Here is a 15,910-nt window from a genome sequence, read left to right on the forward strand (position 1 = left end):
GCATTGCGGGGCCTTTCTCTGCAATCCTTCTGTGAAGGATCAGAACTTGTAGGCAATACCCAGGCGAACTTCGTTGGTCTTGAAGTCGTTGTTGACGCTCAGGCCAGCAAAGTCGACGTCCTTATCGCCGTAATCGGTGTAGCGATATTCAAGACGCAGGATCAGGTTGTCGGTTGCGGCATAATCCACACCGCCGCCAACGGTCCAGCCCGTGAGGGTCTTGCTTTCGGAGAAGCCGATACCGTAGATATCGCCGCTGTTCTTGACATTGCCGAATGCCACACCGCCAGCGATGTAAGGCAGGAAGCGGTCGAAGGCGTAACCAGCGCGGGCACGAACGGCACCCGACCAGCGCATCTTGCTTTCAAACGAGCCAACTGCGAGGTCGCCATCATAAATGTCGATGCCTTCCGACACGTCATTATAGGTGATGTCGCCGTCGATACCGAGAACAACATTGTTGCCCAGATCGAAGTTGTAACCAGCGTAGAGACCGCCGAGGAAACCATCAGGCTTCACGTCGCCATAGGTGTAAAGGTCGCCGCTGAAATCAGACTTACCCCAGCCGTAGCCAACCTGACCACCGATGTAAGCACCGTTCCAGGTAAACGTCGGAGCGACAACAACCGGTGCTGGTTCCTGTTCGATAACCGCGTCAGCAGCCTTTGCGCCGGTGGCAGCAACAAGAGCGACAGTGGATGCGAGAAGAAGCGCCTTAAGCTTCATGATGAACCTCCTAAGGAAATTTTCTGAACCAAGCTTGACCCTAATATAAGCGACCACTCAAAAAAGTCTGTAGCATGAATGCCACAGCAAGAGAAAAGTGCAAAAAGCCGTACACGAAGCCGTGAAACCGCCCTCTATAGTTAAAAAACTGGAAAGAAATGCCCGAAAGCGCTGCTCTGCGCAGGGCTGTATTAATTCAGATCCAATCAGGTTATAGAAAACCGGGCTTAAATGGGTGGGAAAACTGATATGCGGATAGCGGGCGACAGCGAACGGATCGACTGGGTCGATATTGCCAAGGGCATCTGCATTATCTTTGTCGTGATGATGCATTCGACGCTGGGCGTCGAAAAGGCAGCGGGCGCTGAAGGCTGGATGCACTATGTGGTCGCCTTCGCCAAACCATTCCGTATGCCGGATTTCTTCATGATCTCGGGGCTGTTTCTCAGCCTCGTCATCGACCGCCCCTGGCGGCGCTATCTCGACCGCAAGGTGGTGCATTTCCTGTATTTCTATATTCTGTGGCTGACGATCCAGTTTGCCTTCAAGGCGCCGGGGATTGCCAGCGAAGCCGGTGTTTCCGGCGTCGTGCAGGCCTATCTCATGGCTTTCGTCGAGCCGTTCGGCACGCTGTGGTTCATCTATATCTTGCCCGTCTTCTTTGTTGCGACACGGCTTTTGAAGCGCGTGCCGGTGGGCGTTACCTTTACCGTGCTGGCTGTGCTGGAAATCCTGCCCATCCATACGGGCTGGGTAATGATTGACGAATTCTGCTCGCGTTTCGTCTATTTCTTCGCGGGCTATGCCTTCGCACCCGCCATCTTCAAGATTGCCGACTGGCTGCGCCAACGCCCACTCGTCGGCATTGCGGGGCTGCTCGTCTGGGGCCTTGTCGAATACAAGCTCGTCTTCATGCCGGTGCCGGAAAGCCTCGCATCGCTGATCGCCCCCGCCGGCGATCTCCTGAACGAGCGCGGCGCTGTGAGTGATCTGCCCATTATTTCGCTTCTACTCGGACTGGTTGGCGCGCTGGCGATCATTTCGATCTCTTCACTTTTGAGCCTGCTGCCTGCGCGAAACTGGCTGCATCGTGCACTGAGCTGGCTCGGCGCACATTCGATTGTGATCTATCTGGCCTTCTTCCTGCCGATGGCCATCGCGCGCACAGTGATGCTGAAACTCGGCTTCATCGATATCGGCACGGTATCGCTTCTGACCACCGCAAGCGGCGTGGTCGGACCGGTCATTCTTTATGGGCTTATCCAATGGACCGGCTATGGACAGTTTCTGTTCCGCCGCCCGGCATGGGCCTATATTGATCAGGCGCCACAAAAGAAAACGGCGGCCACTGCCGCCGTTTGATGGGTACAATACTATCGCCCAGCGTCAGCTATGCGCGAAAATATCGTCTTCCGGCCATCCCATCAGATCAAGTTCCGAACGGGTCGGCAGGAATTTGAAGCAGGCTTCAGCCTGCTTCGCGCGGCCATCGCGCTCAAGACGCTGTTCCAGTACAGCCTTCAGACGATGCAGATAAAGCACATCGGAAGCGGCATATTCGAGCTGCGCCTGCGAAAGGATTTCCGCAGCCCAGTCGGATGACTGCTGCTGCTTGGAGATCGAAACATCCAAAAGCTCGTTGCACAGTTCCTTGAGGCCGTGACGGTCCGTATAGGTGCGGGTGAGCTTCGAGGCGATCTTGGTGCAGAAAACCGGCTGCGGCATGGTGCCGAAAGCATGGGCCAGCACGGCCAGATCGAACCGACCGAAATGGAAGATCTTGGTGATCGCGCGATCCTTCAGAAGCTTGACCAGATTGGGCGCCTTCTTCTGCCCGGCCTCGATCTGGATCACGTCCGCCGTGCCGTCGCCGGGCGAAATCTGCACCACGCAAAGCCGGTCGCGATGCGGGTTCAGCCCCAGCGTCTCGGTATCAATGGCGACCGCATCGACCTGATAATGGTCGAGGTTCGGCAGATCGTTTTTATGAAAACGGATGGTCATTCAGTTGTCCTTGTTTCGCGGCAGTTGCCGCCATAATACGCGCCCTACTTGGCGGCGATAGCCGCCATAATGCGGGCCCATGAGCGTTGGCCTTTGTGGAAGGAGTTCAGCTCGTATTTTTCATTGGGCGAATGGATGCGGTCATCTTCAAGTCCGAAGCCGACGAGCAGCGATTCCATACCGAGGAAAGTGTCGAAATCGCCGACAATCGGGATCGATCCGCCCATGGCGATCAGCACGGCTGGCTTCGGCCATTCGTCGGACAGCGCGTCCTTGGCCTTGGAAACCAGCGGTGAATCATAAGGCAACTGGATCGCGGGCGAACCGCCATGCGGATGGAACTCCACCGAGCAATCGGCGGGCAGGCGTTCCTGCACAAAAGCGCGGAAGGCTTCGCGGATCTTCACCGGGTCCTGTTTATGCACGAGACGGAACGAGACCTTTGCCGAGGCCTGCGCCGCGATAACAGTCTTGAAACCTTCGCCGGTATAACCGCCGGTAATGCCGTTTACTTCCGCCGTCGGGCGGGCCCAGGTGAGTTCGAGAACGCTGCGACCCTTTTCGCCGGAGGGGATGGAAAGGCCGATGGGGCCGAGGAAGTTTTCCGCGGTGCGACCGAGGCTTTCCCAGGATTGCAGGATTTGCGACGGGGTTTCCTCGACGCCTTCATAGAAGCCGGGAACGGTGACGCGTCCGGTTTCGTCATGCAGGTCGGCCAGAATCTTGCTCAGAATATGGATCGGATTGGCCGCAGCACCGCCGAAAAAGCCCGAATGCAGATCGCGGTCGGCAGCCTTGATAACGATTTCCTCGCCAACCAGACCGCGCAGCCCGACGCTGATGGCAGGCGTTTCCATGTCCCACATGGAGGTGTCGCAGACCAGCGCCACATCGGCTTTCAGTTCCGCCTTGTTGGCATCGAGGAAGGGTTTGAGCGACGGCGAACCGGATTCTTCCTCGCCTTCGAACAACAGCGTCACCTTGACCGGCAGACTGCCATTGATCGCCTTATAGGCACGGCAGGCTTCCACGAAGGTCATGAGCTGGCCCTTGTCGTCGGACGTGCCGCGACCGGTCAGGACTTTACGACCGTTGCCGACATCCTTGATCGCCGGATCGAACGGGTCGTTTTCCCAAAGATTCAGCGGATCGACCGGCTGCACATCATAGTGACCGTAGAAGAGCACATGCGGCGCATCGGGCGTGGCGCCGTCATGATGCGCAACCACCATCGGATGGCCCGGCGTGTCGCGCACGCTGGCATCAAAGCCAATCGTCTTCAGATCGGCCACCAGCCATTCCGCAGCCTTGCGGCAATCGGCCTTGTAGGCCGGGTCGGTCGAGATCGACTTGATCCGCAGCAGTTCGAACAGGCGTTCGAGGCTGTTATCAAGATTGGCGTCGAGGTGGCTGAGAACTTTGTCGAGCGATGGCACAGACGGTTGCTGGGACATGGAAACTTCCTGACGAGTCGAAACGTGAACTGGCGGCACACTACAACCAGCACTTCCCGCTGGAAACCCAATTCGCAAGGGATTACCGCAAATTGAAGGCCTTTATCAGGGGGATAGACTTTCGCGGCGGCTGACGCTGAGCAGAAAGACCAGCAATGCGAATATTACCGGTTCGCGCCAGACCAGCGGCGCGAAGGCTGTCCAGAAGGTTTCGGCAAAAGCCAGAAGGGTCGCACCGCCTGCCGAAGCAAGCGGCGAGAAATAGCCGCCCACAGCGCCAATCATCAATATTTTGAGTCCAAGCAACAATCCGTCGCCGGAACTCATGGTGCCGTAATAGGCGGTCATCAGAATGCCCGCCAGAGCGGCAATCAGCACCGCGCCCATATAGGCGGCCAGGAAAACGCGCCCCGCGTTGACCCCGCAAAGCTGCGCCGCCAGCACATCATCGCGGACCGCCCGCCAGTTGCGACCAAAACGGCTACGCTGCAAGGCGAAGCTGCCGATCAGCACGATGGATGCCATAACAAGCGTATTGATGATCTGCATCGTGGTCAGCACGACCGCCTTGTCGCCCTCGCCCCAGAAGGTGATCTTGTCCTGCAACAAAGGCGGCAGCCAGAGGTTCCGCGATCCAGCCGCGAGACGAACGCTTTCCATCAGCACCACGGCCACGCCCAATGCCGCCACCATTGCCATATTGGGCGACGCCCGACTGAGCGGCCGCATGACGAGACCCGCAATCACCGCCCCGGCGGCAAGCGTATAAAACAGCGCCCCGGCTATACCGACGCCAATCGCGGCAGGCAGAACCAGCCAAAGCCTGGTCCAGCCAAACGCCGTGAAGATGAGAAGAAGCTGGCCGGAAAAGGCCACCAGCGCACCATAGCTGATATCTGCGCGCTTGAGGACGGCAAAGCTCAGCGCATAGCCGAACGCCAGCATGGCGTAGGTTGCCGCCAGCGGCACCGCATTGGCGAATTGCTGCAAGAGGTAGGCCATGGATACGCCCTCGCTACACTGGGCAGATTATAACTGTCAAAATGGTTTTTACCAGTTATAATGTGCTATGAGCTTTTCCTGGACACCGCATCGTTTTTCCGGCGGCGCATTGGCGCTGGATATAGCCAATAGCGTCATCCTGCGCGGCGACGCAGCGTGCAGCGTGGATCGTTTTGCAGAACCGACAAATCTGAAAAGCTTTGCGCACGCGGCGACAACGTTCTGCGCGGAGAAAGGCCTGCCTTTGCCGCTTACCCCGGTCGAGCCTGAAAATCTGCGCCGGTTTCTTTCCCTGCGTGAAGCCATTGATGGCTATTTTCGCGCTTTCGTTCGTGCGCAAGCTGATGACCGGTTGCTGGCCGGTCTTCTCGAATGCATAGCCGATCTGCTGCGCCACACCACATCGCCTTCAGCACTGGAGATAGCTGCCGCACATTCAGCACTCCGGCTGATGGCGAAGTGCCAGTCGGGAGCCGATGCGGATCGCCTGAAAATCTGCGCCAATTGCGGCTGGCTTTTCCTCGATCAGAGCCGCAATCGCAGTCGGGTCTGGTGTGACATGACCGTCTGTGGCAACCGGGCCAAGGCCAGCCGCCACTATTATCGCAATCGGGAGGTAGGGATGTGAAACCGCTCGTCGCAATCGCGCTCACCCTTCCGCTGCTGGCGGCATGCCAGCGTGAAAAGACTACCGGACCTTACGAAATTTCGGGACGGCTTGTGGTTTTCAATTATCGCATTGCCCGCGCAACCTTTCTGGTCACGCTGCGCAAGATCGGCCCGGTGGAAGAAGGAGCGACGGTTACTGCGGCCTTTGACAATCCCACGCAGGGCGCGCCAGTCATGGTCGACCGGAAAGTCTTTCCCAATCAGAACCAGCTTTCGCTGGAGACCGAGCCTTTGCACTGCATCGTCAAGGACAAGCCCTATGATGTTTCCATTCGCGTGACTGCAAGGAATGGAGACCTGTTGCAGACACTTGCAACCACCGTCGTTTCCAGCGAGGACCAGTCCATATTACCGGCGGAACCGCTCGTCGTCGGCCCCTTCTACGATCCGAACCCGAAAGTGTTCAAACCTGATGGCAGCCGGGATTTCTCGCCTGAGAAAAACTGTCCGAAAGCATGAGGGAAAGGTGGCCCGGATATGATTTGGCCGCTGTGGTGAGGGGATACCACAACGGCCATATCACTACACTCAAAGCGGCAGCCCGGAGAGGGGAATGAGGCTGCCACCAACATCCGGTATCCAACGGGGGACGGGTCAGAAAACCGGCGACCGACGAACTGTCGATGACTGAAATTTGGTTTTTAATCGTGGCTATTCAAGGGCACGGAAGATTACAAATCTGTAACAAACTCGTTATCTTACCGTGATGGATTTCTTTCGCGTGGATCATTGTTTCTCCTGACACGGAGCCGGTTCCCTTTAAGGCCGCTTTGATCTACTTCTAGGCCATGAAAAAAGGCGATCATCTCTTTCTCGTTGACGGCTCGGGTTATATTTTCCGCGCCTATCACGCCCTTCCCCCGCTGACTCGCAAAAGCGACGGCCTGCCGGTGGGCGCCGTATCGGGTTTCTGCAACATGCTGTGGAAGCTGCTGAAAGATGCGCGCAACACCGATGTCGGCGTGGTGCCGACCCATTTCGCGGTGATTTTTGACTATTCGTCGAAGACGTTTCGCAACGCGCTTTATCCGGAATACAAGGCTAATCGAACGGCACCGCCGGAAGACCTCGTTCCGCAATTCGGGCTGATCCGTCAGGCGACGCGCGCCTTCAACCTGCCCTGCATCGAAAAGGAAGGCTTTGAGGCCGACGATCTCATCGCGACCTATGCACGCCTTGCCGAAGAAGCGGGCGGCGATGTCACCATCGTCTCCTCCGACAAGGACCTCATGCAGTTGGTGACGCCAAGCGTGTCCATGTATGACAGCATGAAGGACAAGCAGATTTCGATCCCGGAAGTGATCGAAAAATGGGGCGTACCGCCGGAAAAGATGATCGACCTGCAATCGCTAACCGGCGACAGCACGGATAATGTGCCGGGTATTCCCGGTATCGGCCCAAAGACCGCAGCGCAATTGCTGGAAGAATTCGGCGATCTCGACACGCTTCTCGCCCGCGCCTCGGAAATCAAGCAGAACAAGCGCCGCGAGAACATTCTCGCCTTCGCAGATCAGACCAAGATTTCGCGTGAGCTGGTGACGCTCAAGAATGATGTGCCGCTGGACGTCGATCTGGACGGTCTGGTTCTGGAACCGCAAAACGGCCCCAAGCTGATCGGCTTCCTGAAAGCCATGGAGTTCACCTCGCTGACGCGGCGCGTGGCCGAAGCGACCGATACGGATGCTTCCGCCGTCGAGCCATGCCATGTCGAGACGCAATGGGGTGCGGATGCGCATGGCCCTGATCTCGATGTCGTGGTGACGAGCGTTGAGGAAGTCACGGTCGTCGCCGTGGCGACGGGCGAGCCTGCTGCTGCGGCAACAGGCTACACGCCGCAGGCACTGGCCGATAAGCGCGCCGTACAAGCCACCGCGCAGAAGATCGACACGAGCGCCTATAGCTGCATACGCGATATTGCCACGTTGAAGCTGTGGCTCGCTGAAGCGGTCGAAACCGGCGTGATGGCGTTCGATACGGAAACCAATTCGCTCGATCCGATGCAGGCTGAACTTGTCGGCTTCTCGCTGGCGCTCCCCGGCCAGAACGGCGCGACCAGGGCAGCCTATATTCCGCTTCAGCACAAATCCGGTCAGGGCGATCTGCTCGGCGGCGGCATGGTCGAGGGTCAGATACCGCTCGGTCAGGCGCTTGAGGCGCTGAAGACTGTTCTCGAGGACGCCTCCGTTCTCAAGATCGCGCAGAACATGAAATATGACTGGCTGGTCATGCGCCGCCACGGGGTCAACACCGTGTCCTTCGACGATACGATGCTGATTTCCTATGTGCTCGACGCCGGTACGGGCAGCCACGGCATGGACCCGCTTTCGGAGCGCTGGCTCGGCCATACGCCGATCGCCTATAAGGATGTGGCGGGCAGCGGCAAAAGCGCCGTAACCTTCGACATGGTCGATATCGACCGTGCGACGGCTTACGCAGCCGAAGACGCCGATGTGACGCTGCGCCTGTGGCAGGTCCTGAAACCGCGTCTGGCGGCTGAAGGTCTCATGTCGGTCTATGAGCGGCTGGAGCGTCCCTTGGTCGATGTTCTGGCGCGCATGGAAGAGCGCGGAATATCCGTGGACCGTCAGGTGCTGTCGCGCCTGTCGGGCGATCTGGCACAGGCTGCCGCCGCTTACGAAGATGAAATCTACGAACTGGCGGGAGAGAAATTCACTATCGGCTCACCGAAGCAGCTCGGCGATATTCTGTTCGGCAAGATGGGCCTGCCCGGCGCTTCGAAAACCAAGACTGGCCAATGGTCCACCTCGGCGCAGGTTCTCGAAGATCTGGCCGCGGAAGGCCATCCGCTGCCGCGCAAGATCGTCGACTGGCGTCAGCTCACCAAGCTGAAATCCACCTATACGGATGCGCTGCCGGGCTTCATCCATCCGCAGACCAAACGCGTCCACACATCTTACGCGATGGCGTCCACCTCCACGGGCCGCCTCTCATCCTCCGAACCAAATTTGCAGAACATTCCGGTCCGCACAACCGAGGGGCGCAAGATCAGGACTGCCTTCATCGCCGAACCGGGCAACAAGCTGATCTCTGCGGATTACAGCCAGATCGAGCTGCGCGTGCTGGCCCATGTGGCCGATATTGCGCAATTGAAGCAGGCTTTTGCCGATGGCGTCGATATTCACGCCATGACTGCATCGGAAATGTTCGGCGTACCGGTGGAAGGCATGCCGTCGGAGGTGCGCCGCCGGGCTAAGGCGATCAATTTCGGCATTATCTATGGTATTTCGGCCTTCGGTCTCGCCAATCAGCTGTCGATACCGCGTGAGGAAGCGGGACAATATATCCGCACCTATTTCGAGCGGTTTCCCGGCATCAAGGATTATATGGAAGCGACCAAGGCTTTCGCGCGCGAGCACGGCTATGTCGAAACCATTTTCGGACGTCGCGCCCATTATCCCGATATTCGCGCCTCCAACCCGCAAATCCGCGCTTTCAACGAGCGCGCGGCGATCAATGCGCCCATTCAGGGGTCGGCGGCGGACATTATCCGCCGCGCCATGATTCGCATGGAAGATGCGCTTGAAAAAGAAAAACTCGCTGCCCGCATGTTGTTGCAGGTGCACGATGAGTTGATCTTCGAAGTGCCTGAAAATGAAGTGGAAAAAACCATTCCGCTGGTGCGCCATGTCATGGAGAACGCGGCCCTTCCGGCAGTGTCCCTGGCGGTTCCGCTGCATGTCGATGCCCGTGCGGCGCATAACTGGGACGAGGCCCACTGAGGATGTTTACCGAGCCGGAACTGGGAAACAGTTACGGCTCGGCCTTGCTTAAAGCAGCGCTCTAGAGCATTTCCAGCAAAAGTGCGAAGCGGTTTTGCGTAATGCAAAGACAAATAGATAGAGCGGTTCCACGATTCCGTTTTTACCGGAACCGCTCTAGCGGATCATACAGAACGAGCTGTAGTGATCATCCGTATAGTAATAGGTGCGTTTTGAGCTCCCATCATAACCAGTAATGGCCCGATGCCGTCCACGACGACCGTATCTGTCATTGCCAAGATCGAATTCATAATAGGTCATGCGAGGCACATTCGGGAGAATTCCCTGGTGATTGTTGAAGACTGTCGGCTTCTGTCCCTTCCCCTTCAAATATTTCTCCAGCTGGTCTTTTGCATTTCTGAAATCGTCGTATTCATCAGGATTATTCTTAGGCGAAATACCAGATGCACAGTATGAAACCGGCCTCGCCACGCCACAATTGATAGTAAGCATTAATCCCGTAGCTACAAACGCTGAAAATGCCAATAATTTATTCATTTTTATCTCACTATTACTTTTATAAACACAAATTTATTTCCAGTATTTGTTAATACTGTCGATTATATACTAAATAAAATCCACATTGCGGGAAATCGCTAAATCGCCCCCCACCCAGCGCAGGACAGCCATGTCGCCAGCCGCAGTTGACCTGACGACGTTAACCCTATAGGGAAGCGGCAATTCTGTTGCTTCGGTGGTCGCCAGGGGAGCCGTGAACGTCAGGTTTACGGCCAATGGGTTTGCGGCTTGTGAAGCTTTTGTGAAAGTTGTCCATGTCTCTGCCCGATACCATCGCTCCGGCACTGTCCGGAGCTCTTGCCGCTCGCGGTTATAACACCCTCACCGCCGTTCAGAACGCCGTATTGGCGCCTGAAACCCTTGAGTCCGACCTTCTCGTTTCCGCTCAGACCGGCTCCGGCAAGACCGTTGCCTTCGGTCTCTCCATGGCCAACACCATTCTGGAAGACGAGCTTCGCTTCGGCGAACCGGGTGCGCCACTTGCCATGATCATCGCGCCGACGCGCGAATTGGCGCTTCAGGTGCGCCGCGAGCTGGAATGGCTTTATGCCGATACCGGCGCGCGCATCGCATCCTGCGTTGGCGGCATGGATATCCGCACCGAGCGCCGTGCGCTGGAACGCGGCAGCCATATCGTCGTCGGTACGCCGGGCCGCCTGCGCGACCATATCACCCGGTCCGCGCTGGATATGTCTGCGCTTCGCGTCGTCGTGCTCGACGAAGCCGACGAAATGCTCGATATGGGTTTTCGCGAAGACCTCGAATTTATCCTCGGTGAAGCGCCGGAAGACCGCCGCACGCTGATGTTCTCGGCAACCGTGCCGAAGCCGATCGCGCAGCTCGCCAAGCGTTTCCAGAACAATGCGCTGCGCCTCACGGTGCAGAGCGAAACCAGCCAGCACGCCGACATCGATTATGTCGCCATGCCGGTTCCGCCGCATGAGCGCGATCACGCGATCATCAACACGCTGCTTTATTACGATTCACAGAACTCGATCATCTTCTGCTCGACCCGTGAAGCGGTAAAGCACATGGCAAGCCGCCTTTCTAATCGCGGTTTTGCCGTGGTGGCGCTGTCGGGCGAACTCAGCCAGGCCGAGCGCAACAATGCGCTGCAGGCCATGCGCGACGGTCGCGCCCGCGTTTGCGTGGCGACCGACGTTGCCGCGCGCGGTATCGATCTGCCGAATCTCGATCTGGTTGTCCATGCCGATCTGCCCAACAATCCTGAAACCATGCTGCACCGTTCGGGCCGTACCGGTCGCGCCGGTCGCAAGGGCACCTGCGTGCTGGTCGTGCCGTTCTCGCGTCGCCGTTCCGCCGAGCGCCTCCTGCATATGGCGAAGCTCGACGCACAGACCATTCCCGCGCCGGGCATTGCCGCCGTTCAGGCCAAGAACAACGAACGCATCCTCAATGCCGAGGCCTTTGGCCAGCCGGTCGAGGAAGAACATCAGGACGTGCTGAAAGCGCTTCTGGAGCGTTATACGCCGGAGCAGCTGGCAGCCGCCTATCTCAATCGCGAATTGTCGCTGGCGCCTGCACCGGAAGAAGTGTCGGACGCGCCGGTTCATCCGGTTGGCGGTAAGAAGCCCAGAGACCGCTTTGAAAAAGGCGAGCGTTCTGACCGCGGTGACCGTTTCGAGCGTAACGACCGCTTTGAGCGTGGCGAGCCGGGCGAACGCTTCGACCGCAATGCGCATTTCGATGGCGTCTGGTTCTCGGTTTCGGCTGGTCGCAAGCATCGCGCCGATCCGAAGTGGCTGCTGCCGCTGATCTGCAAGGCAGGCGACGTGTCGAAGCGCGATGTTGGTTCGATCAAGATTCTCGACGGCGAAACCCGCTTCGAAATCGCCGCATCCAAGGCCGATGAATTCCGTCAGTCTGTCGCCGAGCGCGGCACGGGCGAAAAGGGACTGGTGATCCGTCCTGCGGTTGCAGGCGCTGGCGAAGATGCCGGACGCCGCGAAAGCAAGAGCTACAAGCCGCGTGGCGAGAAGTCTTATGGCGACAAGCCGCGCGGCGACAAGCCTTGGGGCGACAAGCCCCGTGGGGAAAAGCCTTATGGTGAAAAAACCTGGGGCGACAAACCACGGGGCGAAAAGTCGTGGGGCGACAAGCCTCGCGGTGACTTCAAAAAAGGCCCGCGGAAATCCGAAGGCGGCTACAGCAAGAAGCCGCGCGGCGAATAATTCGTTCGACAATTTCATAAAGCCCGCCGCATGGCGGGCTTTTTACTGACAGGCGGATTTACGTCCCTTTAAACCGCCGCATTTACCCTGCACCGGGTAGACCCTTGTTCGCATTCGCCGGAAACATCACGGCAATGCAGAAATATTTTTGGAAAATGACCGGTTCGCATGCATGACGAACCGGCGCGCAGGTGGGCAACTTAGGCAGACTATGGCATCGCGAGACGACAGGAACGGACGCATCGACCCTTCTTTCGGCAACGAAGAGAAAAGGACTGACGAGGACGATTTCCATGTCGATGAGGAGGAGCGTATGGCGCGCTCGCAGCAGCGCAGACGGACACCGTCCCGGGATCGCGAACCGCGCGCAGCACGCCGCGGCAAGGCGAAGCCGCGCGGTTTCTTCGGTTTTCTGCGCCGCGCGATCTACTGGTGCTTCGTCCTTGGCCTGTGGGGCGGCATCGGCCTTGCCGGTGTGCTCGTCTATTTCGCAGCCAAGATGCCGCCGACGACGGATTGGGAAATTCCTGACAGGCCGCCCAATGTGCGCATTGTCGATGTGGGCGGAAAGCTGATTGCCAATCGCGGCACCACTGGCGGGGAAGCGATAGGCCTGCATGAAATGTCGGCCTTCATTCCCAAGGCCGTTGTGGCCATTGAAGACCGGCGTTTCTACTCGCATTTCGGTATCGACCCCATCGGCCTTGCCCGTGCCATTGTCACCAATGCGGTTTCGGGCCGCGCCGTTCAGGGCGGTTCCACGCTCACCCAGCAGTTGGCCAAGAACCTGTTCCTCTCGCCCGACCGCACGCTGGAGCGCAAGGTTCAGGAGGTGATGCTCGCTTTGTGGCTTGAGCATAAATACACCAAGGACCAGATTCTGGAGATGTATCTGAACCGCGTCTATCTCGGTTCGGGCGCCTATGGCGTCGATGCGGCGTCGCGGCGCTATTTCAGCAAGTCGGCCAAGGATGTGAACCTGATGGAAGCGGCCACGCTGGCCGGTCTCCTGAAAGCGCCGTCCCGCCTGTCGCCCGCCCGTGATCCGGAAGCCGCCGCCGCCCGCGCCAAGCTGGTGCTGGGTGCAATGCGCGAAGAAGGCATGATCGACGACAAGGAACTGGCCATCGCCGAAAGCGAGCCGCCGACGCGCGCGCCATCCTACTGGCAGGGTTCGGAAAACTATGTCGCCGACAAGGTGGTGGCCGCATTGCCAGCGCTGATCGGCGAGGCAAAGAGCGATATCACGGTCGAGACGACCATTGATCTCACTCTGCAATCAGCCGGTGAAGAGGCGATCAAGGATCAGATTTCCCAGAACGGGAAGAAGATGAATGTGAGCCAGGGCGCGCTCGTTTCCATCGACGGCACCGGGGCGGTGCGCGCCATGGTCGGTGGCGTCGATTATGCCGCCAGCCAGTTTGACCGTGTGACCGATGCGCGCCGCCAGCCCGCATCCTCCTTCAAGCCGTTCGTCTATCTTTCGGCGCTGGAACAGGGCCGCACACCGGATTCGGTGCGCAATGATGCGCCGGTGCGGATCGGCAAGTGGACGCCCAGCAACGACAACGGCAAATATATGGGTGAAGTGACGCTGGCGACCGCCCTGTCGCATTCGCTCAACTCCGTTTCCGCCCAGCTCGTGATGGAAGTCGGCCCGCAGACGGTGGTCGATACGGCGCACCGCCTCGGCGTGCAGTCGAAACTCGACCCGAATGCCTCGCTGGCGCTGGGCACCTCGGAAGTGACCCTGCTCGAACTGGCCGATGCCTATGTGCCCTTTGCCAATGGCGGCTATCGCGCGCCGGTCTATTTCATCACCAAGGTGACTGATGCCGACGGCAAGGTGCTTTATCAAAAGGACGACGCCATCGGCCCCCGCGTCATCGACGAGCGCAATGTCGGCATGATGAATGCCATGTTGCGACGGACCGTCGAGGACGGCACAGCGCGCAAGGCAGCCTTTGGCGGCTGGCCCGCCGCTGGCAAGACCGGCACCAGCCAGAATTTCCGCGATGCCTGGTTTATCGGCTACACGTCCAACCTGACCACCGGCGTCTGGTTCGGCAATGACGACGGCAAGGGCATGAAGCGCGTCTTCGGCTCGACCTTGCCGGTTGCAGCCTGGAAGAGCTTCATGCAGGTAGCGCATAAAGGCGTGCCCATCGCAGAACTGCCCGGTCACTACGACATCCAGAATGTCGTTCCCGGCGGCAGCGACGGCATGGACCCCAATGCGCCTTACGATCCCAACATGATGCCGCAGGGCGGTTATGGTGATCAGCCGATGGCTGGAAACGGCGATGACGGCTACTGGCCGCCAGCGCCTGAAAGCACCATGCGCAATGACATTCAGCAGGCGCCGCCGCAAGAGGCCCCGACCTATCCTGTGAATGCTCCCGGCCCACAGGGCACCCCATCCGGCGACTATGACGACACCTACCGCCCGATGCCGCCCAGCGAGGTCGGCGACCAGCCGGTGCAGCAGCCGCAGCGACGGCAGGGCGGCTCCACCACGCTGCTCGACATCATCATGGGCAATTCGCAGTAAGGATTGGCGAGAGCGAGGGAAGCGGAGGACAATCCGCTCCCCGGTCGCGATCAAGTGAAGCACCTTCCTCACGCAGTTGCTAATTCCCCTCGAAATCTTGAGCGGCATGGTCTATTCAAGATGTGAGAGCGAGGTTTTCCCATGACCCAAATGACCAAAACAGATGCGTCCCCGACCGAAGGCGCGAAGGTTGACGAAGAGCGCAAGACGCTGGTTCTCACCGGCGCCAGCCGCGGCATCGGCCATGCGACCGTCAAGCGTTTTTCACGCGCAGGTTGGCGCGTGATTACCTGCTCACGGCAGGATTTTTCCGATAATTGCCCATGGCCCGCCGGACCGGAAGACCATATCAAGGTGGATCTGGCCGATCAGGAAGACGTCGGCAAGGCGATTGCCGAAATCCGTCGTCGCCTTGAAGCCAATGGCAGCAAGCTGCATGCGCTCGTCAACAATGCAGGCATTTCGCCTAAAGCGCAGGGCGGACGCCGCCTGAACTCGATCGAAACGCCGATGGCCGTCTGGCGCGACGTGTTTCAGGTCAATTTCATGGCTCCGATCATGCTGGCGCGCGGTCTGTTCAAGGAACTTGAAGCCGCACAGGGTTCGGTCGTCAACGTGACCTCGATTGCTGGCAGCCGCGTTCACCCTTTTGCGGGCACCGCCTATGCCACGTCGAAAGCCGCACTTTCCTCACTGACTCGCGAAATGGCTTCGGATTTCGGCCCCTATGGCATCCGCGTCAACGCCATTGCGCCGGGCGAAATCGACACGGCGATCCTGTCGCCGGGCACGGAAAAGCTGGTTGAACAATTGCCCATGCGCCGCCTCGGCAAAACCTCGGAAGTCGCGGAAACCATCTATTTCCTGTGCACCGAGGCCTCGTCCTATGTCACGGGATCGGAAATTCATATTAATGGCGGCCAGCACGTCTGAGAGCCTGTTCCAAAAGTCGCCCTGTGTGGCTGCAAATGGCGCTTTTCTCCATTCCGGTGCTCACGTACCTAGAGTACGCTC

At 58.6% G+C, this 15,910-nt stretch carries 12 protein-coding genes; 7 read left to right on the plus strand and 5 right to left on the minus strand.

All coding sequences use genetic code 11. The features are described 5' to 3' along the window. Positions 1-39: 39 nt before the first annotated feature. The gene (locus JAU75_RS06425) at positions 40-726 is read right to left on the minus strand and encodes an outer membrane protein (protein ID WP_199055604.1); all 687 of its coding nucleotides are present in this window, start codon (positions 724-726) and stop codon (positions 40-42) included. 249 nt (positions 727-975) lie between these two features. Between JAU75_RS06425 and JAU75_RS06430 the strand changes: the two genes are divergently transcribed. Continuing rightward, entirely contained in the window at positions 976-2,088 is a 1,113-nt protein-coding gene (locus tag JAU75_RS06430; protein WP_199055605.1) for an acyltransferase family protein, read from the plus strand. Between the two features lie 24 nt (positions 2,089-2,112). Here JAU75_RS06430 and JAU75_RS06435 read toward each other — a convergent pair whose 3' ends face one another. From JAU75_RS06435 to JAU75_RS06445, 3 genes are all read right to left on the minus strand, one after another. Beyond that, positions 2,113-2,730 (minus strand): ribonuclease D, encoded by a 618-nt coding sequence (locus tag JAU75_RS06435; RefSeq protein ID WP_199055606.1) that lies wholly within the window; start codon positions 2,728-2,730, stop codon positions 2,113-2,115. Positions 2,731-2,774: 44 nt separating this feature from the next. Then, positions 2,775-4,184, minus strand: coding sequence for a dipeptidase (locus tag JAU75_RS06440; protein WP_199055607.1), 1,410 nt, complete (start codon positions 4,182-4,184; stop codon positions 2,775-2,777). Between the two features lie 105 nt (positions 4,185-4,289). Then, positions 4,290-5,186 (minus strand): branched-chain amino acid ABC transporter permease, encoded by an 897-nt coding sequence (locus JAU75_RS06445; protein WP_199055609.1) that lies wholly within the window; start codon positions 5,184-5,186, stop codon positions 4,290-4,292. Positions 5,187-5,253: 67 nt separating this feature from the next. Here JAU75_RS06445 and JAU75_RS06450 point away from each other — a divergent pair, with 67 nt between their 5' ends. The 3 genes from JAU75_RS06450 to polA all read left to right on the plus strand — a co-directional run bounded on the left by JAU75_RS06450 (position 5,254) and on the right by polA (position 9,595). After that, a complete protein-coding gene (locus tag JAU75_RS06450; RefSeq protein ID WP_199055611.1) occupies positions 5,254-5,814 on the plus strand; it encodes a CGNR zinc finger domain-containing protein in 561 nt (186 codons plus the stop codon). Next, on the plus strand, positions 5,811-6,314 hold the full coding sequence (locus JAU75_RS06455; protein WP_199055613.1) for a hypothetical protein: 504 nt from the start codon (positions 5,811-5,813) through the stop codon (positions 6,312-6,314). Before JAU75_RS06450 ends, JAU75_RS06455 begins: the two co-directional genes overlap by 4 nt. A 329-nt stretch (positions 6,315-6,643) precedes the next feature. After that, positions 6,644-9,595 carry a DNA polymerase I gene (gene polA / locus JAU75_RS06460; RefSeq protein ID WP_199055615.1) on the plus strand — a complete coding sequence of 984 codons (2,952 nt, stop codon included), beginning with the start codon at positions 6,644-6,646 and terminating at the stop codon, positions 9,593-9,595. A 156-nt stretch (positions 9,596-9,751) separates the two neighbouring features. On the opposite strand, the gene JAU75_RS06465 is transcribed toward polA, so the two are convergent. Next, positions 9,752-10,132 (minus strand): ribonuclease domain-containing protein, encoded by a 381-nt coding sequence (locus JAU75_RS06465; RefSeq protein WP_199055617.1) that lies wholly within the window; start codon positions 10,130-10,132, stop codon positions 9,752-9,754. A gap of 275 nt (positions 10,133-10,407) precedes the next feature. Between JAU75_RS06465 and JAU75_RS06470 the strand changes: the two genes are divergently transcribed. The 3 genes from JAU75_RS06470 (at position 10,408) to JAU75_RS06480 (ending at position 15,829) form a co-directional block, all read left to right on the plus strand. Next, positions 10,408-12,345, plus strand: coding sequence for a DEAD/DEAH box helicase (locus tag JAU75_RS06470; RefSeq protein ID WP_199055619.1), 1,938 nt, complete (start codon positions 10,408-10,410; stop codon positions 12,343-12,345). A 211-nt stretch (positions 12,346-12,556) separates the two neighbouring features. Continuing rightward, positions 12,557-14,896, plus strand: a complete 2,340-nt coding sequence (locus JAU75_RS06475) for a transglycosylase domain-containing protein (RefSeq protein WP_199055621.1) — start codon at positions 12,557-12,559, stop codon at positions 14,894-14,896. A gap of 141 nt (positions 14,897-15,037) precedes the next feature. Beyond that, complete coding sequence (locus tag JAU75_RS06480; protein WP_199055623.1) at positions 15,038-15,829, plus strand: SDR family oxidoreductase; 792 nt, start codon at positions 15,038-15,040, stop codon at positions 15,827-15,829. The last annotated feature ends 81 nt before the right edge of the window (positions 15,830-15,910 follow it).

This window comes from Ochrobactrum sp. Q0168 (assembly GCF_016427605.1).
Classification (GTDB): Bacteria; Pseudomonadota; Alphaproteobacteria; order Rhizobiales; family Rhizobiaceae; genus Brucella.

What these genes read in the sequence shown, in the direction of transcription:
- JAU75_RS06425 (WP_199055604.1), bottom strand. Translation starts at nt 726, where the DNA reads ATGAAGCTTAAGGCGCTTCTTCTCGCATCCACTGTCGCTCTTGTTGCT.
- JAU75_RS06430 (WP_199055605.1), top strand. Translation starts at nt 976, where the DNA reads ATGCGGATAGCGGGCGACAGCGAACGGATCGACTGGGTCGATATTGCC.
- JAU75_RS06435 (WP_199055606.1), bottom strand. Translation starts at nt 2,730, where the DNA reads ATGACCATCCGTTTTCATAAAAACGATCTGCCGAACCTCGACCATTAT.
- JAU75_RS06440 (WP_199055607.1), bottom strand. Translation starts at nt 4,184, where the DNA reads ATGTCCCAGCAACCGTCTGTGCCATCGCTCGACAAAGTTCTCAGCCAC.
- JAU75_RS06445 (WP_199055609.1), bottom strand. Translation starts at nt 5,186, where the DNA reads ATGGCCTACCTCTTGCAGCAATTCGCCAATGCGGTGCCGCTGGCGGCA.
- JAU75_RS06450 (WP_199055611.1), top strand. Translation starts at nt 5,254, where the DNA reads ATGAGCTTTTCCTGGACACCGCATCGTTTTTCCGGCGGCGCATTGGCG.
- polA (WP_199055615.1), top strand. Translation starts at nt 6,644, where the DNA reads ATGAAAAAAGGCGATCATCTCTTTCTCGTTGACGGCTCGGGTTATATT.
- JAU75_RS06465 (WP_199055617.1), bottom strand. Translation starts at nt 10,132, where the DNA reads ATGAATAAATTATTGGCATTTTCAGCGTTTGTAGCTACGGGATTAATG.
- JAU75_RS06470 (WP_199055619.1), top strand. Translation starts at nt 10,408, where the DNA reads ATGTCTCTGCCCGATACCATCGCTCCGGCACTGTCCGGAGCTCTTGCC.
- JAU75_RS06475 (WP_199055621.1), top strand. Translation starts at nt 12,557, where the DNA reads ATGGCATCGCGAGACGACAGGAACGGACGCATCGACCCTTCTTTCGGC.
- JAU75_RS06480 (WP_199055623.1), top strand. Translation starts at nt 15,038, where the DNA reads ATGACCCAAATGACCAAAACAGATGCGTCCCCGACCGAAGGCGCGAAG.